At 30.0% G+C, this 26819-nt stretch carries 12 protein-coding genes and 1 riboswitch; of the genes, 1 reads left to right on the forward strand and 11 read right to left on the reverse strand.

Going from position 1 to position 26819, the window contains the following annotated elements:
- Positions 1-7 precede the first annotated feature (7 nt).
- Positions 8-2419 carry a cell wall-binding cysteine protease Cwp84 gene (locus tag ACTG45_RS15455; protein ID WP_479919309.1) on the reverse strand — a complete coding sequence of 804 codons (2412 nt, stop codon included), beginning with the start codon at positions 2417-2419 and terminating at the stop codon, positions 8-10.
- A 232-nt stretch (positions 2420-2651) separates the two neighbouring features.
- Here ACTG45_RS15455 and ACTG45_RS15460 point away from each other — a divergent pair, with 232 nt between their 5' ends.
- Positions 2652-3047: a GtrA family protein gene (locus tag ACTG45_RS15460; RefSeq protein WP_479919310.1), complete on the forward strand. Its 396-nt coding sequence runs from the start codon at positions 2652-2654 to the stop codon at positions 3045-3047.
- Positions 3048-3098: 51 nt separating this feature from the next.
- Here the strand turns inward: ACTG45_RS15460 and ACTG45_RS15465 are convergent, their stop codons facing one another.
- From ACTG45_RS15465 to ACTG45_RS15510, 10 genes are all read right to left on the reverse strand, one after another.
- Positions 3099-4931: a cell wall-binding repeat-containing protein gene (locus ACTG45_RS15465; protein ID WP_479919311.1), complete on the reverse strand. Its 1833-nt coding sequence runs from the start codon at positions 4929-4931 to the stop codon at positions 3099-3101.
- Positions 4932-4963: 32 nt separating this feature from the next.
- Positions 4964-5671, reverse strand: a complete 708-nt coding sequence (locus ACTG45_RS15470; protein WP_479919312.1) for a PIG-L family deacetylase — start codon at positions 5669-5671, stop codon at positions 4964-4966.
- A 104-nt stretch (positions 5672-5775) separates the two neighbouring features.
- Positions 5776-7647 (reverse strand): cell wall-binding repeat-containing protein, encoded by a 1872-nt coding sequence (locus ACTG45_RS15475; RefSeq protein ID WP_479919313.1) that lies wholly within the window; start codon positions 7645-7647, stop codon positions 5776-5778.
- A 414-nt stretch (positions 7648-8061) separates the two neighbouring features.
- Complete coding sequence (gene secA / locus ACTG45_RS15480) at positions 8062-10407, reverse strand: preprotein translocase subunit SecA (protein ID WP_479919314.1); 2346 nt, start codon at positions 10405-10407, stop codon at positions 8062-8064.
- 247 nt (positions 10408-10654) lie between these two features.
- Positions 10655-12835 (reverse strand): S-layer protein SlpA, encoded by a 2181-nt coding sequence (gene slpA / locus ACTG45_RS15485; RefSeq protein ID WP_479919315.1) that lies wholly within the window; start codon positions 12833-12835, stop codon positions 10655-10657.
- Between the two features lie 210 nt (positions 12836-13045).
- Complete coding sequence (locus tag ACTG45_RS15490) at positions 13046-14632, reverse strand: cell wall-binding repeat-containing protein (RefSeq protein ID WP_479919316.1); 1587 nt, start codon at positions 14630-14632, stop codon at positions 13046-13048.
- A gap of 229 nt (positions 14633-14861) precedes the next feature.
- Positions 14862-16451, reverse strand: a complete 1590-nt coding sequence (locus tag ACTG45_RS15495) for a cell wall-binding repeat-containing protein (protein WP_479919317.1) — start codon at positions 16449-16451, stop codon at positions 14862-14864.
- A gap of 369 nt (positions 16452-16820) precedes the next feature.
- Complete coding sequence (locus tag ACTG45_RS15500; RefSeq protein WP_479919318.1) at positions 16821-18695, reverse strand: cell wall-binding repeat-containing protein; 1875 nt, start codon at positions 18693-18695, stop codon at positions 16821-16823.
- Between the two features lie 207 nt (positions 18696-18902).
- Positions 18903-24830 carry a M60 family metallopeptidase gene (locus ACTG45_RS15505; RefSeq protein WP_479919319.1) on the reverse strand — a complete coding sequence of 1976 codons (5928 nt, stop codon included), beginning with the start codon at positions 24828-24830 and terminating at the stop codon, positions 18903-18905.
- A gap of 121 nt (positions 24831-24951) precedes the next feature.
- Positions 24952-25037, reverse strand: a riboswitch (cyclic di-GMP riboswitch).
- A gap of 218 nt (positions 25038-25255) precedes the next feature.
- Entirely contained in the window at positions 25256-26659 is a 1404-nt protein-coding gene (locus tag ACTG45_RS15510) for a cell wall-binding protein Cwp9 (protein WP_479919320.1), read from the reverse strand.
- Positions 26660-26819: the final 160 nt, after the last annotated feature.

Below are 26819 nucleotides of genomic sequence, written 5' to 3' on the forward strand. Positions count from 1 at the left end.
ATATTTATTATTTTCCTAAAAGACTATTTAATTCATTAAAAGCACTTTCATTTCCATTTCCACCAACTCTAATAGGAGTTTCTATTTTCTTAGATTTAAGAACATTTTTTTGACTTTCATCTAATTTATTTCCAACTAGAACTACTGGTGAATCAGTTTTAGCACCTAATGCTCCTACTGCTAGTCCATCTATTAAGTCACCTTGACTTTTTGAACCATCTTTAACAACAAAAGCATATTTTAAATCTGAATTAGTATAGAATTTATCTATTATCTTAGCATTAGTTTCATTTCTATTACTTCCTGCAAGTCTTGTTGGATTTGAAAGCTTGCTTTCTAAGTTTGATGATAAAGTAGCTGTACCACCAATTATATAAGACTTAGTTATTTTTGATGAATTTAAAAACTCATCAGCACCTTGTAACTCACTCTTTTCATTAGTAAGTATTATTGGCATATTGTTATCAGCTGCTGCTGCACCAACACTTATTGCATCTGCAAGTCCATTAACACCATTTGCCACTGCAACTTGTGAAACAGATTTTATACTGTTTAGTTTTTGAGCTAGAGATATACTAGTCTTGTATCTATCACTACCTGAAATTCTTTCTACTGATATACCCATATTGCTAAGTTGAGTTTGTACATTCTTACTTAAAGAATTCTCTCCACCTATTAAGTAAACTTTTTTAGTTCCTAATCTTTGTAATTCCGATTTAGTTTTTGAGTCTAAGTTATCTTTTCCTGTTAAAAGGATTGGAGAATCAATTGCTGCTGTAAATGGTGTAGCTGTTAAAGCATCCACTATTGCATTTCCATTTACTAATACTGCATTTTGTGAAGAAGTCCATCCTTTTTGACTAACTTTAACTGCTGTTTCATATCTGTCTGCTCCAGTTAAAGATTCTCCTGAGGTAGCTTGTCCAGAAGATGTTTTTGTTATAGCTTTTATAACAAAGTTACAAGGAGAAAATTCACTATATGTATTTATATCTTCAAATTTATTGTTTTGAAGTATGTAACTTTCACCTAAGTTTGCTTTAGCTTCATATAGATAGTATCCATCTATGTTAGTTTCATATGCTAAAGTTGATTTTTCTCTATTAGGATTTGCTGTGTTGTCTATAACTACTACTATTGCTCCTTTCCCTTTTGGAAGGTTATAAGAGTTAGTAGATACATTTATGTATCCAGAGTATGATACTGTTCCATTTGCAAGTTTTGTCATTGAGTTGTTTTGAGGAACTCCATTTACTACTGGTGCATAATATACTTCATACTTTGCTCCTACAGAGTCTGTTTCAAACATAACTGAGTCAAGCTTTTCAGAGTCTCTACTGAAATCAAATACATTTGCTGCAGTTATTTTATTTGACATTATCTTACTAAGACCAGCATATTCAAGTTGGTACATTTTTTTGTCACTGTCTGGTTTTGATACTGATTTCATTGCATAGTTATCTGTATCTGTTAAAAGAGTTTTGTCTTCATAAGAAATCCAGAAGAATCCTTTCATAGAGTTGAACTCTCCCCAACTACTTTTTACTAACCAGGCTCCATTTGATTCTGGCTTAACATCAGAAGCAAAGTTGTCCTTTGAATAATTGTCATCCCATCCTACTATAGCTACAGCATGATTTAAAGGTGCTCTCTTATTTGTACAGTTATATGCTGTTTCATCATCATTAAAGTAATTTGTATAATGTGCATATCCTGATGTAACAGAACCATATTGCATTATAGCATTTTTTACAGTTTCTTTATCTTTACCAAGACGAATAACATCTGTTACATTAAATTGTGTTGGTGCAGTATCCATATTTGAAGGTCTAGTTGCACCTTGTTCTTCAGATTTAAGATTATATGGTATGTCTTTTTCTAATTTAGGCCCTGCCCATGCAGTCAAATATCCTATAGCTGTTACATTTGAGCTACCTGACATATCGTCTAAGTTCCATCCATATGTTCCACCAGTTGACCACCATCTAAAGTGTTCTTCTGAAAGGTCATAAGTTCCATAACCTTTTAACTTTAAGTATGATTCTAAAGTTGACATACTAGAAAATGCCCAGCATGTATTAAGATTTCCTTGATTTTTTGCTGGTGTAGTCAATCCTAAATTTATTGGATTGTACGATGCACTCGCTTTGTATGATGATGGAAGAGTGCTTCTTCCCTTATTTTGAAGTATTGTACCTTCCATTTCATGTGGAACTGGTATTACTCCATTATATTTTGCTGTATCTCCATTTTTGACATCTTCTAGATATTGAAGATAGCTTTCAGAGTATTCTGCAGTTTCTACTCCATCTAGTGTTTTATTGTTTTCTGCTGATACAGGTACTGTTGACACTATTAAAAAACAAACTGTCAACAATGCCAGTAGCTTTGACAATTTTTTTGATTTGTACTTTCTCATATTTACCCCCTTGTATGTATTTAATTTTTATTATATCAGATTTCTAAATCAAGGTCATATTTTATTTTGATAAAATATGGATTATAAGTGCATATTAATTGTATAGTGCTATAATTTTGTTTTTTATGATATTTTATAATGTATTGATTTTATTGATTAATGGATATGTTATACTAAAGTATGTTAGAATCTTCAATAATAGTTATATTTGATTAGTTTGGGAGGGTTATATTTGATTTTAAAAAAACATAAAGAGACAATATTATATTTATTTTTTGGAGCATTTACTACCCTTGTGAATATAGTTTCTTATTTATTTTTTACTAGAGTTATTTCATTTAATTTTATGGTTGCAAATGCTTTGGCATGGATTCTTGCTGTTTTATTTGCTTATGTTACTAATAAGTTTTTTGTGTTTGAAAGTAGAAGAGTTGAGTTAAAGTTCTTGTTTAAGGAGTTTTTGTCTTTTGTTAGTTTTAGGTTGATTTCTGGTATTATAGAAATGGTTATTATGTATATAATGGTTGATTTACTTTTTGTAAATGATGTTATAGTGAAGATTTTTACTAATATAGTTGTTATCGTTTTAAATTATTTATTTAGTAAGATGATAATTTTTAGGAAATAAAAAGTAGACTACTAGAAATAGTAATCTACTTTTAAAAATTTTATTTACACCTTAGAATCCATCATCAGTTACATTTGATCTTCCCCATCTAGTAACTTTATTAGTTGAAGTATTTATTTCAACAACTTCTATATATGATCCATTTTTAGCCTTTTCTACAAATGAACCATCTGATCTTGATGCCAAATCCCAATTTCTCACACTAATTTTTTCTCCTACATACATAGCAGAAGGTTTATCTTCTACAACTCTATAATAAATCTTATATCTTGAATTCTTAGGTTCACTAGATATTGTGACTCTCACATGGTCTTTTTCAGGTATTGAACAAGGTTTTGTACTAACAGACAATCCACGCGCCCTTTCATCATTATATTCAGTATCATTAGTTGTTGGTTTCTTTCCACTAATTGCAGGTTGTTCATTACCATTTACTAAATCAATTTTTCCAGAATTTTTTACTACAACACCTGGTGCATTATTTGATATTTTCGTTATATCTCCATCATTTTCTATATATACATCTTTAGCTTCAGAGTCTATAGTTATAATCCATATATCCCCATCACTTGTATTCTCTATTTTACATCCATTTTTAGAATAAATATCTATACCTTGTATACTACCTTCATTAATTAAAGTACCTTTCTTTATATTATCTATTCTAATATCATCTGAGATTTCTCCAAAATTCTTTACATCTCCATTAGGCATGTCTATAGTTATAGATTTTTTGAATACTCCATCAAATTCTATAGTTATAGCCTTATTTGTTTCTATCTTAAATGAATCACTTATACTAGTATCTTTCTCTGGCTCAAATATTATTACATCATTTGCATCAGCCTTTTTAATAGCAACATTTAACTCATCAATAGTTTCTACAGTATATTTAGTCTTCTCTTGCATATCTATTATGCTTTTTACAGCATCTTCATTCCCTAAACCACCAATTTGAGTAACTTTATCTATAATCTTAGTATTTAAAATCTCTTTTTGTGTAGTATCAAGTTTATTTCCAGCTAAAATTATTGGAGAACTATTTTTTGCAGCTAATACTCCTACTGCTAAAGAATCTATTAAATCATTCTTATTCTTTGTACCATCTTTTGTAACATAAATATTTTTTATATCAGTATCTTTATAGAATTCTTCTATTATCTTTGCATTTGTCTCACTTCTACTCTCTCCTGCTATTCTTGTAGCATTTGGTAAACTTCTTTCTACAGAATTAGAAATAGAATATGTACCACCTATTACATATGACTTTTTGATATCTTTACTATCTATAAAATTATTTGCTACTTCAATTCCATCATTTGAATCAGAAAGTATTATTGGCATATTTTCTTGAGCTGCTATAGCTCCAACACTTACAGCATCAGCAAGTCCTTTTTCTCCATTTACCACAACTATTTTAGATATAGAATTTTCCTTATCTAATTTTTCTGCTAATTTTAAAGAAGTTTCATATCTACTACTCCCAGATATTCTTTCAAAGTTTATATTATCTGCATCTAATTGCTTTTCAACATTTGAACCTATTGCAATTGAGCCACCTATCAAATATACATTTTTTACACCAAGTCTTTTTAATTCTGCTTTTGTTCTACTATCCAGTTTATTACTTTGAGTTAATAATATAGGTGCATTTTTTGCTTTTGCAAATGGAGTAGCTGATAAAGCATCTGCTATTGAATTATCATTTACTAATATAGCATTATCAGACTTTGTCCATCCAGCTTGACTTATTTTTATAGCAGTTTCCCATCTCCCAGAACCTGTTAGTGTATCTTTGGTTGACGCATTAGACGTATTTCCATATAATGTAATAGATAAAAATGTTATAGTTAATAATGACACTATCTTTTTTGATATTTTCATTAATTCTTACCTCCTAATTCTTTAATAATATTTTATGGAGCATGTACATACTGTATTTTACTTGTAGCTAGTTCATCAAAGTGAGATTTTACTGAATGATACCCGATAGCATAATGCCCACTTTCCGGATTCCATTTCTTATATGAATTCATTGCACTTAATAACTTCTCTTCTTGGCTAGGTAATACCTCCCATACTTCTACATTTGGATTAACTTTTTTAAAATCATTGTAGTCATATGGCTCTACATAAAATCTTAAGTCTTTTATTTTACCTTCTTCATATAATTCTAAAGCTGCTTCACCTAATGCTCTATGGTCTTCATGTATTCCACTAGCTTTAAATGGAGTCACTGTCTTTACTTTTGCATCTGGATATTCTTTTAGATACTTAAGAATTATTTCTCTTGCTTTTTCTTTATTTAGCTCACCATCATGAGCTCTATTATCTTCTATATGTATATTGCTTTCTTTTACACCCATTGCTTCACAACTATCTTTGAATTCTTCATCTCTATTTTTTGAAAATTCACTTTCTGATAGAGAATACTTATGCACATCTTTAATATGATAGGAACATGTACCTCCATCATCTAAAACTTTTCTTATTATTGATTTACTACCATCTGTACACAAAATTACGTGTGTATCACTTTTTTCAACATGCTCAATTATAGCACTACCCATACTTAAAGTTTCATCATCTTGATGTGGTGTAAAAAATAAAGTTGCATCTACCACTATTATGTCCTCCTATTTCATAAAATGTTATAATCTACAATAAATAGCTAAACTGTAGAAAAAGATTCCTATATATTAAGGAATCTTCTCCACAGTATAGATTATTACCAACCTAGTATTTTAGCTATCTTTTGTATTACTGTCAATTCAACCCCATTACCTATTTGAGTTACTTCTGCACCAAGATTTAATTTTTTATCAAGAGCACTTTTTTGTGAATCTGTTATGTCATTTTTAGCTAGAAGTATTGGTCCTTTTCCTGCTGCTAAAGGACCTGCTGCTAATGCATCTACTAGCATACCATTATTTCCATATCCATCTTTTGCTATATATAGTTTATCTAATTTATCATAATATGTTTCTATGACTTTGGCATTAGTATCGTGTCTTGTTTCGCCTTCAACTCTTTGAACCTTTCTATCTTTATCAATGTCAATAAGTTGATTTTCAATTTGGCTAGATACATTGTTAGAGCCACCAACTATACCAATCTCTTTTCCATCCATCAATTTGATAGCTTCTGCTGATAGATCATTCCAACCATTTACTATTATAGGAGCCTTAAGTTCAGCAGCTTTAGCAGCTATACTCATAGCATCAGCTTCACCTTTCGCACCTACTACAAATGCATCTTTAAAAGAACCCATAGCTTTTGCTACTGCTACAGAAGTTGTATGTCTATCATCTCCAGCTAGTCTTTCAACATTTTTAGTTACCGATTCTAATTGCTTTTTAGCTGTATTTGATACTGCTGATTCTCCTCCAACTATATATATTTTAGCTGATGGACTTTTCTTAATTATATCTTTTATATAGTCTAAAGTTACTTTTGGTATTTCATTATCAGATGCTAATAATATAGGAGCCTTTTTAGATTGAGCTAGTGGTGTAGCTGCTAATCCATCAACTAGTTTATTTGAATTAACTATAACTACATTATCAGTATATTTTGTTTGTTTTGCTATAGCTACAGCAGTTGAATATCTATCATCTCCAGCTATCAATTTAACTTTTGAATTTCCTTCTAATGCAGCTTTAGCATCTTTTAAATCCTTTTCATTAGTACTTTCCACAGTAAGCTCTATAGCTTTTCCAGATGCATCAGTATACTTAACAGTAAATTTATATTTTCCTGTTTCTGAATCTTTTGCTGAAATATCACTAATTGATTTTGATGTACCATTTACTACCATATTACCTTTAACAGTTAATCTATATCCATCATATAAATCTTGTGGTGAAACTGTATTTAGGTCACTATTTTTTATAGTTATTTCAGCTAATTTAACATCAGCTATGTCTTTAGTTCCTGCTAAACCTAACTTATTTATTTTATTTACTTTAAATCCTTCTACAGATGGGTCTAAGTTTGTTCCAGTTGAATCAACTGGATTTGCTACTAAATCAATTTTTTCATCGCCAATACTTACCTCTATAGTTTTAGAAGTTATTGTTTCTTTTTTATCCCTTAAAGTTATAACTAGTTTGTCTTTAGCACTATCATATGAAGCCTTTACATCTGCAACTCCATAAATTCCGTTAGTTTCAGTTTTAGCTTTTTCTGTTATAGCATTAGCTTCAGCTGAAAGGTCTGCTGAGTTTTCATATTTTTCAATTGCTTCAGCAACTACTTCATTAGCACTGTTTGTTGTATGCCCTTTATCTGTTATAGTTACTAGAAGTTCTTTATTTTCTCCCAAGGCATTTACTAATTTTTCTAATTCATCTATATTAGTTATTATTTTTAACTGTGATGAAGTTTCACCAACTTTTATTTCATATATTGGTTGTCCAACTTGAGAACCTCCAGTGTACTTTTGAGACATTAAGTCTCTAACTTTTGAAACTAATTCTGTAGCTTCTTTTTTAGTTATTATTTCTTTTTTTACCTGTGTAGTTTCTGCAGCAAAAATTGGAGCTACTGATGTACTTATCATTGCAGCTGCCATAACTATAGAAAAATTTTTTCTATTCATAGTATTTTCCCCCTAAAAAATTCAATTTTTCCTTATTTACCAATTATAATATATATTTGATATTATTTCAATAAATAGGCTGTATTGTAATAATTAACCATTTAGTATTAAATTCTTTTTTATACTTTATTTTTTAAACATTTATGTATACAAAAAAGTAACAAAATTGTAATTTTTTTTTATAATCCAGTTTATAACTGATAGACTTTTCATCTTCTTTATAGTATAATATTAAATGGAAGAAAGAAATTTCAAGCATCTCTTTTTTCCGTATTTCTCACACAGAAAAAGAAGCTGATTTTCAGCTTCTTTTTCATTTATATGAATTTATTAATTTAATTATAATCTTATCATATATAAATCAAAATACTTATTATTACCTATTTTTAATGAAGGTAATCTAAGTTATCATTTTTAATTAAATTTATATAGATATTGTACTGTTGTTTCCCTTATATTTTTATTTAGTTCTTCAAACATATCGTATCCTTCTAAAGCATATTCCTTAAATGGATCTTTTTGAGCATAAGTTTTTAGACCTACGTACTGTCTCAATTGTTCCATAGCATCTATGTGGTCTATCCAGTATTGGTCAACTACTTTTAAAAGTACTGTCTTTTCCAACTCTGCAACCTTTTCAATACCAACCATCATCTTTTTCAAGTCATAAACTCTTTTCGAAATTTCATAAGTGCTATCAATTATTTCTTGAACACTTTTTTTATCTACTCCAGGAATTAATAATGTATCTGCTGGCATAAATGTACTATATAAATATTTAAAATATCCATAATAATCTCTTTTTCTTCCAACTAAATAAGTTTCTCCTGCTTCTTGTATAATATCCTTAACCATTTTTTGGATATCTTCTTGAATATCCTCATCATTTAGAACTTTATTTCTTTCATTGTATATAACTTTTCTCTGTTCATTTATAGTATCATCATATTTAAGAACATTTTTTCTTATTTCAAAATTTTTACCTTCTACACCTTTTTGTGCTCTTTCTATAGCTCTTGTAAGTGCCTTACTTTCAATAGCTTTATTTTCATTTGAACTTGTTCTCTTCATTAATTTCTCTATAGTTTTTCCACCATAAAGTTTTATTACATCATCTTCGAGACTTACAAAAAATCTTGATGTACCTGGGTCTCCTTGACGACCAGAACGTCCTCTAAGCTGGTTATCAATTCTTCTTGATTCATGTCTTTCTGTTCCTATAACATAAAGACCACCTAAATTTTTAACTTCTTGTTCTTCTTCTTTATCTCCTGCTCCTAAAGAAATATCAGTTCCTCTACCTGCCATATTTGTGGCAATTGTTATAGCATCCAATTTACCAGCTTTAGAGATTATTTCTGCCTCTTTATCATGTTGTTTTGCATTTAAGACTTGGTGTTTTATACCTTGTTTTTTAAGCATTTTAGATAACTTTTCAGACTTTTCAACAGAAACTGTTCCAACAAGTATTGGTTGTCTAGTCTTATGTATCCTTATTATTTCTTCTACAACAGCATTGTATTTTTCTTCTTCCGTTTTAAATACTTTGTCATGTAAATCAGCTCTAATAACTGGTTTATTAGTTGGGATTTGAACAACATTTAATTTATAAATTGACTCAAATTCGCCTTCTTCTGTCTTTGCAGTACCAGTCATTCCTGAAAGTTTTCCATATAATCTAAAGAAATTTTGATAAGTAACTGTAGCCATGGTTTTAGATTCATTTTTTATTTCAACACCTTCTTTAGCTTCTATAGCTTGGTGAAGTCCATCTGTAAATCTTCTTCCATCCATTACTCTTCCTGTAAATTCATCAACTATCATTACTTCTCCATTTGAAATAACATAGTCAACATCTTTTTCCATAAGCTTATGACCTCTTAAAGCTTGATTTATATGATGATATAATTCTATATTCTTTATATCAGTAATATTCTTTATACCAAAAAACGACTCTGCCTTACTTATACCATTTGCTGTTAATGCTATAGTTTTATCTTTTCTATCCATCTCAAAATCTTCTTCTTTGACAGTTTTTATAAAGTTATTTGCTAGCTCATAAAGATTTAAATCTTCATCTCCATCTCCAGCAATTATAAGTGGAGTTCTAGCTTCGTCTATTAATATTGAGTCTACCTCATCTACTATGGCAAAATTTAGTTCTCTTTGTACCTTATAAGATAAATCTGGTACCATATTATCTCTTAAATAGTCAAACCCAAATTCACTATTTGTACCATAAGTTATATCACATTTATATTGTTGTTTTCTTATATTTGGGTCTTGGTTAGCTATAATTACTCCTACTGTCATACCAAGAGATTCGTAAACTGGTCGCATAAGCTCCTTATCACGTTCTGCTAGATAATCATTTACTGTGATTACATGTACCCCTTTGCCTGTAAGAGCATTTAAGTACACTGGCGCTACTTCAACTAAAGTTTTACCTTCACCAGTTCTCATCTCTGCTATCTTACCTTGATGTATTACTATACCACCAATTAACTGTACTCTATATTGGCGCATCCCAAGTTTTCTTCTTGATACTTCTCTAACTACAGCAAATGCTTCTGGAAGTATATCATCCAAAGTTTCTCCATTTTTAAGTCTATTTTTAAACAACTCTGTCATATTTTTTAATTCTTCATCTGAAGAGTTTTTCATACTGTCTTCTAGAGCATCTATTTTATCTACTATAACATTTAATTTCTTTATTTCTTGTTCATCTGCTTTGTCAAGTATTGCATCTATAACTGACATATAAGCACCTCCTTTTCTATTGTCCAATTACTATTATACATTAAAAATCCATAATAGTAGACAATTATTTTGATTTATAGTATAATGATTTTACTTAAATAAATTAAACATCTTTTTATTTAGGTATTTCTCACATAAAATAGAGGCTATTTATAGCCTCTATTTTATTTTACATTTATTTTTTTATCGAAAAAAGACTCCTCATAAGAGAAGTCTTTTTATATTTAAAGTTTTATTAAAACTTATATTACATATCTAATAAATCTTTCATTTTGCTTATTACTGAACTAGCTATACCTTTACCAACTTGAACTAAGTTCTTTCCACCATCATCATGAACTGATTTACTTACACCTACATTTTGGTCTGCAGATAAGCTATCAGTAGCTAATACTATTGGAGCTGGAGAAACAGTTCCATTAGCATCTTTACCATCATAAGTAGAACCAAAGTTAGCTGCAACTGGAGCTGCTGCTAAAGCATCTACTAATTGATCCTCTTTAGTAGAACCATCTTTTGCTACGAAGTAGTTTATTACACTACCTTTTTCGAAGTAATCAGTTTCCTTCATTACTTCTGCATTAGTAGCTTGTCTATCATCTCCACTTGTTCTATTAGGCTCTTTTCCAGTAGCATCATCTATAGCTTTTTCTATATCTTTAGATACACTGTTCTCTCCACCTATTATATCAACTTGTGCATTGTTTAAGAAATCTTCTGTCTCATTGTTTATAGTTTTAGCTTTTCCATCTACAACTACGATTGGAGTAGCATCACCATCTGTAGCATCTAAATCTCCATTAGATTTCTTTAATTGAGAAGCAACTGGAGCTATACTCATAGCATCTGCTAATCCAGTTCCACCAACTACAAATGCTTTATCATTATCAAGACCTACTTCATCAGCTATAGCTAAAGAAGTTTCATATCTATCATCTCCAGATAATCTTGTAACTTTAAGTCCCATATCTTTTAATTCATTTTCTACTTCTTTAGATATAGAGTTAACTCCACCAGCTAAATAAACTTTTTTAGAAGTGTTTATACCACTTGTAGATTTTAAATCCATAACTCTTTTTATTTCAGATTTAACATTAGAATCTAATTTATCTTTTGAAGTTAATAATAATGGAGCATGTTTTTCTGATGCTAAAGGTGATGCAACAAGACCATCAACTATAGCTTGAGAACCAACTAAAACTATTGAATCAGTTGCTGAATCAGTTATAGCATGCTTATCATCAGAGTTATAGTATTTATTACTTAATTCTATAGCTGTTTCTATTCTATCTTCTCCAGCTACAGTTACAACATTTGAATAACTATTGTTGTATGTTCTTAAATCATCTATATAATCTTTCATATCTTTTATCTTATCTGATTTAAGAAGGAATTTAACAGGAGTATTTTCTACATCTGTTGCTCCCTTAGTTTCTAATCTTTTTCCTTCTGGATAAAGAGCTACTTGGTATCTACCACTTACTAGTTGTACTAGATTTCCATACTGCTCATCACTAGTTAATTCTTTATATACTTTATCTAAATAATCTTCATCAAAAACATATTTTTTAGCTAAATCTTCAGCACTTGTGCTAGTACTAGAATCTATATCTACAGTTGTTTCCTTTGCATTTATAACTTTTACATCTACAGTCGCTGCTTCATCAAGCGAATCAACAACTAGAGTAGATACAGTAACATCTGATCCTGTTGTATCAACTTTAAATGATGCTTTAGCATTGTATACTTTTCCTTTTGCAACATCTACAGCAGCACTTGGTGTAACAGCAGCGAAAGCTTTAGCAGCTGCCCATGTTCCTTTTGTATTGTCTGCATATTTATAATCACTTATAGCAGTTACATCTGACTTTGGAGTTGCAGTTAATTTATATCCTGCTCCATCAACTGCTTTTACAAAACCAAATAAATCTTTAAGATAGATAGGTCTATCTGCTGCTTTTGTATTAGTAGAATTTGCTACTACTACACCAGCTGTAGTTTCTGTCGCTGGATTAGCAACTACTGTATTTTCAAGTTTAGTTTGAAGTGCATCAATTTCTTCTTCAGTATGAACTGTTTCTGCAGCATCATACTTCACTGTAAATGTTACTAAGTCCCCATCACCTAAGTTATCTAATTTTGAATCAACAAGATTAAGTAATTGAGTAGCTGCATCTTTTTTAGCTGTTGCTGTAGTAGCAGCTGCATAATCAAAAGTTCCTACTACCTTATCTTTGTCATAAGTTACTACTAAGTCAGTTATTGCACCACTTGTAATACCTGCTTGTATTTTTTTAAGTGTATCTTTGTAATCTTTTTGAACAGTTATATATTCCTTACTTGGTGTTCCAACTGCAGCAAATACAGGAGCAGCCGAAGCTAAAACTGTTAAACCTGACATAGCTATTGCTATATTTTTCTTATTCATTTCTTAAATTCCTCCCAACATTATATTAAAATTACATCTCTTTATTATGTACATAGAATAATCATCCATATATTCCTAATATTTCTCACATCTCTATAATAATCCATTTTTATTCTTTTTGCAAGCTATTTTTTTAAATTATTATTTTCTCCAGATATATGAATTTTTATACCCAAAACTTCAAGATGTAACAACCTAATAAATTTAATTTTATTTATTTAGAAATTCTTGAGTAGCATACACTTGTCCATCTGGTAATATATATAATCCAAATCCAGTGTACGCAAAGTTACTATTTAACATGTTTTCGTTATATTTATCAGACTTCTTCCAAACTGTAAATATTACATTTGCCACTTCTCTAGCATCTTTTGTTGTATAAGTACTCTTTGTAGTAAGTGGAACAAAAGCTATATTTTCTTCACTTCTCATTCCACCAGAAAATACTTCAGCAGCATTTTTACCATTTATTACATGCGCGAATTCTCCTTTATCAGCCATATACTTAGACCAATAATTTGCCATTCCTTGTAAATTTTTAGATACTTGTAATGGCTCTTTCCCTTTTTCTTTTCTATAAGAATTTACCAAATTGTACATTTCACTAGAAACCATCATTTTAAAATCAGCACTATTCATGTCATTAGTCTTATATTCAAGTACATTTATCTCTACACTTATTGATGTAGTTTTTCCACCAATATCAGTAGCTTTTATAGTAACTTTATATTTACCAACCTTATCAGTATTAACTTCTCCTATAAGTTCTGGTTTTAATTCATTTCCCTTATTATCCTTCGCAACTATATTTAACTTACCTATATCAAACTTATCTCCTTGATATACATTTAAATTTCCAACTGTTATTGTTGGTGCACTTGCATCCAATGATGATGCACTTAAACATTGTTGTAGTGTTTTCTCATCTATGCCTCCTAGTGCTGTGATTTTATCAGCACTTCTAAGTACAGACTTATCACTACTTCCATCAACTAATACAATTGGTGCATTTTTAGCTATAGAAGAACCAGCAACTGCATCTACTAATTGGAATCCTTTAGAAAGATAGAACTCTTTTGCTGAACTATAAAAATGTTTTATAACTTTTTTATTAGTCTCAAATCTATCTTCACCAGCTAATCTAACTGCATTGGCTTTCTTAACTAAATCATTACTTATTATCTCTTCTGAACCAAGTGCATAACATTGTACACCTTCTTTTTTCTCAAATGGAATACTTTTCCCATCAGTTAAAATTATAGGGGCACCATCTCTTGATGCTACTGATGATACACTCATAGCATCTGCTTCACCTTTATACCCATTAGTTATAAAAACCTTATCTATAGTCTTTATTGAAGCTATTTCCTTTGCTATAAGATAACTTGTTTCTATTCTATCATTACCACCTATTCTTTTAACTTCTATCCCTTTTTGTTTTAACTTATTTTCAACTGACTTCCCTATTGAATCTTCAGTTCCTATTATGTAGACCTTCTTTACATCTTTTAGCATATTTTCTGTGTCTGATGGGATATTATTTTTTTGTGCTAACAATATAGGTGCTTTAACTGCCCCTGCTAATCCACTTGCACTAAGTCCATCTGCTAGAGTATTGTCTGTGTTTACTAATACCACATTTTCATATGTTTGCTTCTGTGCAATTTTTGCGGCTGTTTCATATCTATCTTTCCCTTGTATCTTTTCTATACTTGAAAGTGCATTAATGTTTAGTGCTCCTGCCATTATTAATGATACTGCCAATCCTATTGATAATATTCTCTTATTTGCTTTCATCGAACCCCTCCTACTAATTTTTTATATAATTCAGCTAATCATAAATTACATCCTCAGTAGTGATTCCCTCAAAATTTATAAATTACTAAAATAAAAAACATCTAAGATACCATAATCTGTAAGATGATAACAAAGCAGATTATAAAAAGTACATTAGATGTGATTTTCATTTTATGATATCAGTAAATTAATAAAAAAACAAGATTTATGGAAATTTTTACAAAACGACTTAATTGCCATTTAAAAACTCTTGAGTAGCATGCACCTGACCATCAGATAATATATAAATCCCAAATCCAGTACTATAGAACTCATTACTAAGCATATTTGCATTATACTCAGGAGACTTCTTCCATACTTCAAATATAGCCTTTGCTAAATCTTTTGCATCTTGAGTAGTTTGGACATTTTTAGAGTTGATATAAATATATGCTATATTTTCCTCACTTCTCATTCCAAAATCAGAAAATACTTGTGGAGCATTTTTACCATCTATATAATGTGCAAAAACTTTTTTATCCATCATGTACTTAGACCATGCATTTGCCATACCCTCTAGCTTACTAGACACTACCAAAGCTACTTTACCTTTTTCTTTTCTATAAGAATTAATTAAGTTATACATTTCAGTAGACACCATTGTTTTAAATTCTGGGCTATTATAATCATGAGTTTTATCATCTAGCACTTTTATTTCTACTCTTTTTTCTGTGCTTTTTCCCCATTCATCTGTAGCCTTTAATGTCAATATGTATGCACCTACTCTATTTGTGTCTATAAATCCATCAATTTTTATTGGCAATACCTTCCCAGTATTATCTTTAGCTACTATATTCAATTTCCCACTATCAAACTTTTCGCCTTTATATATCTCTGTAGTCCCTACTGTGATTGTTGGAGGTTGTCCATTTGATTCCGATGCACTTACACATTGTTGTATCACTTTATTACTCAATTCACCTATAGAAGTTATATGTTTAGCTCCTTCTAATATATTCTTATCACTACCATCATTTACTAATACCATTGGATAGTCTTTAGTAAGTGGTGCAGCTGCTATAGCATCTACTAACTGATAGCCATCTGACACATAAAACCCATCTGTACTTTTAAAAAAGTAGTCTATTACCTTTTTATTAGTTTCAAATCGGTCAGTTCCTTCTATTCTTACTGAGTTTGTATTTTTAACTAGAGAGTTACTCATTATCTCTTCTGAGCCTATACAATATGATAGAATATTTTTTACATCAAAAGGTACACTCTTTCCATCTGTAAGTATTATTGGAGCTCCATCTCTATTAGCTACTGATGATACACTCATTGCATCTGCTTCTCCACTATATGCATTAGTTAATAGCACTTTGTCCACTTTTTTTATAGTTGCTATTTCTTTAGCTATTAGATAACTTGTTTTTAGTCTATCTTCTCCACCAATTCTCTTTACTTCTATATTTTTAGAATCTAGTTCTTTTTCTACTGATTTACTTATAGTATCTTCTGTACCTATTATGTATGCTTTTTTGATATTTTTTAAACATCTATTTGTCTCTGTTGGTATCTTATTTTTTTGTGTAAATAATATTGGTGCTTTTGTAGCACCTGACAATCCACTTGCACTCAATCCATCTGCAAGTGATTTTTCTGTATTTACTAAAATTACTGTTTCATAAGTTTGTTTATCAGCTATCTTTGCTGCTGTTTCATATCTATCTTTACCATATATTTTTTCTACTACTGATGATGCATTTACACTTTTGAAGTTTACCAAGATTAATGATATTGCTAGACCTAATGATAATATTTTTTTGTTCACTTTCATATCCCCCTGATGATTTTTATATTTTATATTTATATTATTTTTACCTTTTTTTAATTATTTTGTTATTTTTTGTATATTATAAAGTATATCTTATATAAATATATCTCGTCTATATATTAATATTTTATTTTATTAAAAATTTAAAAACTATCTCTAGTTATATTTTTAATGTTTATAAAATATATTTCATCAATAAAAATAATTCACATCATTTTATAAGTTGAATTTAATTTCACTTAAATTATCACACATATTTCACTATAATATTGTTAAGACAATATAAATAAAAATAAGAATGTACTTAGACATATGATTTATATCTAAATACATTCTTATTTTAAACTTACTTATTTATATTTAATTTGATATTTATTTTGATTCAATTAAACTCTTAATCTTATCCACTACAGATGAAGCTATTCCTCCTCCTACTTCAAATAGCTTTGATGAATTTTTATTTTTCAACGAAATTTCTTGTGATTTATCTAACGTATTTGTAGCAAGCACAACTGGCGAATTATTCTTAGCTGCCAATGGACCAACTGCTAAAGCATCTATAAGCTTGTCTTGATTTGCAACTACAACTCCATCAAGTTTAGATTGAGAATAGAATTTATCTATTACTTTTGCATTTGTCTCTTGTCTACTTTGCCCTGCAACTCTATTTTTTGATATATCTTTGTCTACTATTTTCCCAACTTGTTCAATGGCTTTATTAGATATTTTTTCCACTCCACCAATAAAATATATATTTGACACCTTATTTGATTTAATAAACTGTTCAGCTTCATTGTCTACACCATCTTTTTGTGTAAGCACTATTGGAGTTTTTTCCTTTCCAGCTAATGATGCTATTGATAATGAATCAGCTTCTCCATTTCCTGCTCCTATATACAACTTGCTTACATTATTTGTCTTATCAATTTCTTTTGCTATATTAATAGAAGTCTGGTATCTTGTATCTCCGCCTATTCTTTGTACTGATATTTTTGAATTTATAGCCTTAATTGATTCAATCACTGCATTTGGCATAGAATTATTTCCACCTATTAAAATTACTTTTGATGGATTCAATCTTTTTATCTCTTCTATAGTTTTCTGAGGAAGCTTATCATTTGAAGATAAAAGAATTGGTGAGTTTTTTACACTAGCAAGTGGCGTAGCTGTAAGCCCATCCACCATACTTTTGTCTTCTCCATTTACAATTATGACTGTATCTGATTTTTCCCAACCACTTTGAGAAATTTTAACCGCTGTCTCAAATCTATCTGAGCCTTTTAATTTTTTTACCATTACATTAGATGCAGAATTACTCGAACTTCCACCACCTGAATTTCCTCCAGAAGTTCCATCTGAACTATTATCTGTATTATTTGAACCTCCAGATGTAGTCGAATTTGCATCTAGTTTTGATAGTTCACTTTCAACTATAGATTTTAAGGATTTAGGAGTTTTAATTTCCACATATTTATTTGCTACGGCTTTTCTAAGTTTTGTTCTTTTCTGAGATAGTTCAAGTTTTGTGATTAAATCTGAACTATTTTCTTCTATTGTACTATTTACAAGATAATAACTTGTACCAAAATTATTTATTAGATATTCTAAAGCATCTCCTTGACTAATTTCATACTTTTCTGGGTCAACTTTACTAGCTCCACTACCTCCTGTTGGTTTAATTTCATTCTCTTCAACAATACTAAAACTTTCTCCATCACTAGAAGTTATATTTTTAAAGTCTATAGTCTTACTATTATAAGTTACAATTTTTAATGCAGGTTTACTATCTGTACCATTTCCTACAATCTTATATGTTATATTTGTATTTCCACTAGATTTCTTTACTGATATTTTTCCTATATTTAATGTATTTCCATCCAAAAGATTCTCACTTGATGTTACATATATATCCAATGTAGTTGTATTACTTATTTTATCATATGTTGGTACATAACTAGCATTAGCATTTCCATTTTTTATCTGCTTTGATATATTATCAGACCACTTAATCTTTTGACCTGGTTCATTATCTATTAGTTCAACCTCACCTTGCACCTTTATACTAGCTTGAAACGAATACACTATATTCTCTACTGATTCCACAGAAATATCTATAGTATTCACCTTTTCATATGACTTTGTTCCTTGCAACACTGGAGCAGCATATGCACATGTCGCACTTCCAGTTATAGCTACTGCCATACTCGACACTGCGATAGTTCTTATAAAAGATTTTCCTTTACTCATCAACACCCGTCCTTATCTATCATCAGCTAGATGAATAAAATCCTTTATCCATCTAGCTTCTTATATTTAATTTATAAATTACCCTAAATTTATAGTTACATTATACATACTTTATTTTTGACAAATTACTTTTTTATTTTTTAGCCACTACTCACACAAAATGCCCAATATCACACTGCTATCTTAGTCTTTTCAGACTTTCACATACTATTTGTCTCTGACAATATTGCTCTTTACTTTATTATTTACAGTAACTACCTTCTTATCACTCACATCAATAATACCTCTGGTAACCTTTCTAGCTTTACTATTACTATCAGTAAGATTTATCGTCTTTAACTCATCATAAGTTTTAGCTTCCACAGGTACATACATTGTATCACTTACAAATCTTTGACCTACTGGAATATCTCCCTGAAGGTCATTGTATCTATAAAGTTCTGCTTTAACCTTATCACTTAAAGAGTTGAAGTCTTCTTTTGGCATATAATAAACCCATGTACCTTTGCTTATCTCACCTAATTGTCCATTTTTTGGCACCTCTGCAAATAAAAGAGCTTCTCCAGAGATAGTTTTATTGTTTTTATCTACAAGTAATGGTAAATTAAATGCTGGATTTCCACTATATTCCCCTGTAATTACTATTGAACCTGCTGGAATCTTAGCTGTTTCATCTTCGCTTGTATCAGGGTCATCACTTTGATAGATATAATCCTCTGCTAACCTTCCAATTCCATTAGTACGAGTTTGGTCTGCACTATTCACTGTTCCAATCTCTATATTATCACCTGGAGGCCCTATTACATCAAGCTCTGCAACTTCTATATTAGACTTATTGTTTGATATTAATTTTACATATCTAGCTTGATAAGTCCAAAGATTACCATCTTTATTAAATGTAACTCTAGCTTCATTATCTTGGTCTTTTCCTCCACCAACTAAGTCTTGTCCATATTCAAAAGTTCCTTTACTCACATCTTCCCAAGTTTTTTTATCATTACTTACTTGTATCTTGTAAGTAGTCAATGGACTGTATGTTGTGCTAGTATCCTTTCTAAGACTAAACAGTCCTTTTAGTGAAAACTTTCTAGCTTCTGTCTTTGGTTTTATATACTTTAATCCAACTATAGGTAATGTCTCTTTCATATCTACTATTATATATGGATTTTCTTCTACATTTATATCTGGGTCTTTTTGTGGGTCTTTGTTCCATTCAGCTTTACTAATTCTCTTTCCTTTATAAGTAGTGCTTGCATCATTATCCTTTATATTATCAATTTCAGGATTTTGTAGTGGTCCATGTGAGTCATTTTCAGTTCTAATATCACCATCAGAAACAGTATTTGTTATAAATGACCATGCTGACTTATTAATTTTTCCTTCATCAGATAATTTTACAGTACCAACTTCAAACTCGGCTGTTGGCTTTAAGTGATAGTCATATGCAACTACTTTATATGTAAATGCTCTGTTATTAAGAGGAGATATATTGTCAGTAAATTGAGCTTTACTATTTCCTTTTGCATCCACAAAACCTACTGTTCTGTATTTTACTTGAGTTCCATTTTCTCCATCTAAGTAGTTTCCATCACTTCTTATTATTTCATATCCCAATATTTTATCTTTATCTTTATCAACATCTAAATCTATAGATATCTTATTAGATTTAACTAAAGAGCCACTTTGCACTCCATCAGTAAAACTAGCACTTACCTTAGTATCTTCTGCCATGTTAGATATGTTTTCATTTAAAATCTTTCTTCTAGCCTCATCATTTACATACTGTATCTTTCTAGTCTCTTTTTCGAACTTCTTACTATCCATTATACTGTTTAGCTCTGGTGTAATCTCTACTCCCCATGCCTTAAAGTAGTCTCTTAAATCTTTTTCAACAACACTTGATGCCATAGCAACTAGCATTTGGTCTTTTGGCAAGTTATTTATTGGGTCATCACTTGAAAGTGCTCTGTATTTTCTAGAAATTTTAGCATAGAATGAATCATTACCTAAATCAGCATCTGAATTATTCTTTAACATTGAACCAGTAAAATCATCATCATATGCTAAATGTAATTGCCATAACATTCCAAGTCTTTCAAATACGTTACTTGGTATCCCCAAACTATTTGAAGTAACATGTTCATATATCTTGTCCATTGTAGAACCTTCAAGTCTTGAATGTGTCTCATCATCAAATGTCTGAGCAAGTAGTGCAAGTACATTGTTACTAGTCTCACTGTATGTCATCTTACCTATATCTGTAACATGCCCTATCTCATGACCTATTCCCCATCCAAATAAACTTCCGCCACTAGCTTTTCCATTAGCATCTATTTGGAAAGGCACTCCGTTCATAAGCCCTGGAACTGAACCGTATTCCACTCCTACATGTAGACCAGAAGCATACATAAATGCTCCAATAAACATTCTTTGATATTTTATGTTCATACGAGATTTTGGAGCCATATCATTTTTAGTTATATTAAACTCATTATCATCTATAGTTCCATTACCATCTAAATCTTGTGTTTTAAATACTCCTCTTTCAGAGTATATTAAATCCATAATTTGTTCCCATGCAAGCATACTATTATATAGTCTATCTACTTGTGTATTTAAATCAGAGTTTCCTTTTGATATTCCTTGATATACAGCTGTTGCTGGAACGTTTAATGTTACTTTGTCACTTTCAATGTCAGTAGTATTTAATACACCTGTTGTTTCTGAATATCCATATGAATTACCAATATTGGTTCCTGGATAGTATGGTTCTCCTTTTATCTCATCCTTATATTTAGTTAATTCTTCTATATAAGTTTTTATTTTTTCTTTAGACTTAGAAACTCCCTCAGGGCTATTGTCATTTATCATTCCATTTAAGTTAAGGTGTGGTATCTTAGTAGCTCCTGCTACACGCACTTTTATATCTCCACCACTTGGAGTATCATAAGGGTATCTTATATATAAGCTTCCTCCACGTTCTGCATCTAAGCTGTGAAGCTTACTCAGCTGAATTACATTTTTACCAGTGCTAAGATTTATTTCTCCACTCTTATATGCTCCAGACTCTCCATAATATTGAGTATATATTAACTTAGGAGTCTTACCACTTTTACTTCCAACATATATCGTAATTTCATCTCCAGCCCTAGCAGCTACTCCCAATGCCTGCCAGTCATTTCCCATACCTAAGTTATTCGACTTAACAGTATATTTTCCACTCTTATCTTTATATTTTCCTGATACATTTATATCTTGATTGACAGTAGTCACATCAGTAAGCGTTGCTCTATCATTATATAAGTCTTGAGCTAATTTTAATTCTCTTTCTATAACAGTCTTATATGGATGATATTCTCCACTTGCTGTATCTGGAATATTAAGTCTATCTTTTAGTTCTGTTATTTTTTCTTGAGTTATACCTTCTTTTAATTCAACTTGTAAATCGTCTGTAAATAAGTCTCTTACCTCTTTTTCTATACTGTCATACTCATAGAATTTAATCTCTGATATATTAGCTTTATAGGAATAAGAAGAACAAACACTAACTTGTATCTTAGTCGCATTTATTGGTTCTTTTAATCTAACCATCACGTATTTATTATTATTTACAGGGTCTGTCTTTGTTTCAAAAGGTACATCTCCTAAATTGTGTAATTGACCATTTTCATCCCAATACTGTATCTCAAAGTCATTAATTGTCTTATCAGAAATATCAAATCTAGGTGTAGCCATAAAAGTATCCATAGTATAAGCTTTATCAAAAGTTATGATTGGACCTCTATTTGTTCCCTCAGCAGCATTGTATTCTGAGAAAGTCCAATGTGTTGTAAAGTCTCCATCTACTATATTAAATTTATCAAATGGATTTTTATCACTATATTCACTTGCATCATATTTAGCTGGATAAGTGACATCAACTATATGATTAGTTGGTATTCCAAATCCAGCATCAGATTTAGGAGTATTAATCAATCTGTAGTTAGGCGTTGTTGGAGCATCTACACTTTCAGTTGTGCCTAGATATATTTTAGACATTCCACTAGTTCCCAAGTGGTTAGTAGCTGTCATTCTAACTTCATACGTTGTATTATCTTTAAGCCCTTCTATTTTTGAGCTTGTTCCTCGAATAAGCTTATCATTGTATTTTATCCAAGAGCCATTAGAACCTTTTTCTCTGTAATATAAGTCAAAATCTTTAGCTTGTTTATGATTTTTCCAACTTACATCAAGAGCTTTAAATCTTCCTTTAATGCTTATGCCTTCTGGTGGCTCTGGTTTTGTATCTGGAACAACTTGAAACTCTAATATACTATCTGGGCTAAATTGTATTGGCTTATAGTTTGAGTCTACATTTTCTGGTACTCCATCTAAATTCTCTGATGTTGCATCTTTGTATCCACTAGACCAATCTCCATTTAAAGATTGTATGCTAACTCTATATAATCCATATGCTTCTATATCTCTAACTTCTATAGTATTTTTGCTAGTTTGTAATTTTTTAGTTGATAATACTTTACCTTTACTATCAATCGTATCTAATATAAGTTCATATGCAGATACATTTACTTCATTGTTCCAATAAAAAGATACCTTTTCATTTCCAACAGCAGTACTAGTTGCTATTTTATTAATTTTTGGTATATTCATTTCTGGCTTTGGTATTTCTTTATAAACATTATTTAAAAACTCAACTTTAGATATTTCTGCAAGATTTCTATCATTAGCAGTTGTAGCTGTTATTTTTATAGTTATCTTTTTTACTGCTACTTGTTTGCCAAGATTTATCACTATATCGCTATTTTGAACATCTGCATATGTTTCTAAAGCTGACCTACTATATGTAGATGTCGTAGAGTTATCATCTTTACTAATATTATTATCTTCTTTTGGTGTATTTTTGTCTAAATCAGATTTATCAGTTGATGAGCTTTCTTTATCATTACTCTCTTTATCATTGTTTTCTTGTTCATTTGTATTAGAATCTGATTCTTCTTTATCATTGTTTTCTTCTTGAGTATTATCTGAGTTATTATCAGATTGCTCTGTATTTTCTTCTTTATTATTTACTTCTTCTTGTTGTTCTTCTTTTAAAGTTTTCACATACTCTTTGTTTTCATAAGGAATCTGTTGAACATTACCATCTTTATCCGTAACCTCAACTATTCCTTTTGCTGGAGCACTCCCTTCAGGAGCTTTAATATTTATGACTTCCATATCAAGTGCTTCTGATAAAGCTATATCCATTACTGCTGGTTTTTCTTCTGATATTTTATCATCTTTATTTGCTGGAGATATTGTAACTCCATTGTTTTCTCCACTAAACAAATCTTCTACAGTACCTTGAATATTTGTATCACTATTTTCTTCTAATGTTACCTTACTTGTATCTACTATAGGATTGGTAGGTACTATACTTTCTAGACTATTTGCATTTTCATTTTGTCCTAGATTTTTATGTACATAGTCTAGGTCAGCAATATCTACCTTTCCATCTCTATTTAAATCATATTCTTTTTTATTTGAATCTATATTTTCTAAAACTTCATTATAATCATTTTTATCTACTTTTCCGTCTCCATTTACATCACCTATTAAGAATAGTTCATAGTTTAAAGGTTTATTTTTACTATCTACACTTGCTCTATTACTTAATAAAACCCTTTGAGAATAACTTGATATATCAATATCGTTAACTTCTTTATTCTTAAATCCACTTCCAGAGACTTCTACCTTGTATTTTCCAACAGGTAAATTGCTGAACATAATATTGTAATATGATATATTTTCATCTTTTTCTTTTATTTCACTTCTATTTGCAGATAATTTTTTGATAGTATAGTCTATAGAATCTGTTCCTATATTTATACTTCCTGAATTTTTACCTCCAAGTTTTATTATCCCACTATTATTACTACCATCTTTTAATTGTAGCTGTATATCAGTTATACTTTCTGATTCATTATTTTTGATTGGAAGTGAAAAATTTAAATCCACTTCTAGATTCCCCTTTAGCTTTTCTGTAACTGATTTTTCAACTGCCCTTAGTTTTCCCTCTAATATAGGCTCTGCAAAAACATTCAATGGTGCACTACACATGGACACTGCTAGTACACAAGATATTGCCTTTTTCATGAAATAACAATCCTCCCTCAATAAATCTTTAATTTTCCATGAATTTAAATGCTATAGTTTCAGACAATAAAAAAAGACACTCAAAGAGAATCTTTATTATAAATAAAAAGAACTTGCTCTTTTTAGCAACTGGCTGATATGGCTTTATAAGCTTTAATCCCTATAGTTTTGCGTCATTAGATTTCCCTAATTTTGCCATTTAATTTTCAATGCTTTTATACCCATTTTATACTATATTTAAACTTTTTAATACAATTTTTTTATGTTAAAATACAAAAAAAGAATATTTATATTATTATGTTAATATAAATATTCTTTATCATTATAAATACATTACTTATACGTTATTTTCTAATTATTATCTTATTATATATTTCCAGCGCTTATATATATTATTATTAAAATATCTAAATCTTGATAAATACTTATTCTTTATATCTTCCATAAAACTCATGTGTTGCATATATAGTCTTATCACCTGTCATAGTTAATCCAAATCCCATTATCTCATATCCCTTATGTAACATATTTGTACCTTCCTCAGGATTTGTCTTCCACTCATTAAAAATAAAGTTTCCTATATCATCTGCATCCCTATTTGTATATACAGGCTTATCTGGGATTTTATACTTAATTATATTTTCCCCTTGAACAGAAATGTATCCAGGTTTAATCTCACTCCAATCTAGATACTTCAAAAAAGTAGAATACGAATTTTTACCATTTATAGTATGAGATAAGGTCTTTTTATTTGCCATTAAATTAGACCAGTCATTTGCTAGACCTTCTAATCTACTTGCTACAGATAACTCTCTTACTCCATTCTCTTTTCTGTATTGTTTTGTAAGAGCATATATTTTTCCCTTTATTCTATCCTTAAATACTTTATCATTTGGATTATAGTACAATCCTTGTTGATTTGGTGAAGCTTGATTTATACATTGCTTGATGACATTTTGATTTATTCCTCCTAGTACAGTCAATTTATCTGCACCACTTAAAATACTCTTGTTGCTACCATTTTCAACTAAAACTACAGGAGCATTTTTTGCTATTGTAGAAGCTGCCAATGCATCAGTTAGTTGCATACCTTTACTTAAATAAAATTCTTTACTGTTTTTATAGAATTCTTGTATAACTCTCTTATTGGTATCAAATCTATCTTTCCCACCCAATCTAACAGAATTTGTACTCTTAACCAGTTCATCACTTATTATCTCACTAGAACCAAGTGCATAACTTTTTAATCCTGTTGTATCAAATCCTACACTGTTTCCATCTGTAAGTATTATAGGTACTCCATCTCTTGCTGCTACTGGTGATGCACTTATTGCATCTGCTTCTCCTGTAAATCCATTAGCTATAATTACTTTATCTATTGGTTTGATTTCTTTGATTTTTTCAGCTATTTTTATGCTTGTATCAAATCTATTCTCACCAAATATTCTTTGTACAACCTTCTTTTTAGATAGTAACTGATTTTCAACATTTTTACTTATTGTCGATTCTGAACCTATTATATATATAGTATTTGCTTTGTTTAATCTTTCCATAGTAGTATTTGGGATTTGATTTTGTTTTGTCATTAAAATAGGCGCGTTTAATGCTCCTGCTAAACCACTTGCACTCAAGCCATCTGACAAGCTATTATCCGAATTGATTAGTATTGCTGTATTGTAGTTTTGTTTGTCTGCTATTTTTGCTGCTGTCTCATATCTGTCAGTTCCTTTTATTTGTTCAACTGATGTGAGCGCATTTACTCTAGGAGTATTTACCATTACTAAAAATAGTGTAAGTCCTATAGCAAATATCTTTCTACTATTCTTCATATTTTTTTACCCCCAATATTAGTTTTTATAATTTTGTTATATTGATTTTACTTAAACTTAATAAAAAGTTACAATTTTGTTACCATATTTTATATATGATACCATAGTTATCCATCTAACTCAAACAATATAATTAAAGTTTTTATTATTCATAAATTCA

The organism is Clostridioides sp. LIBA-7602 (assembly GCF_056688945.1).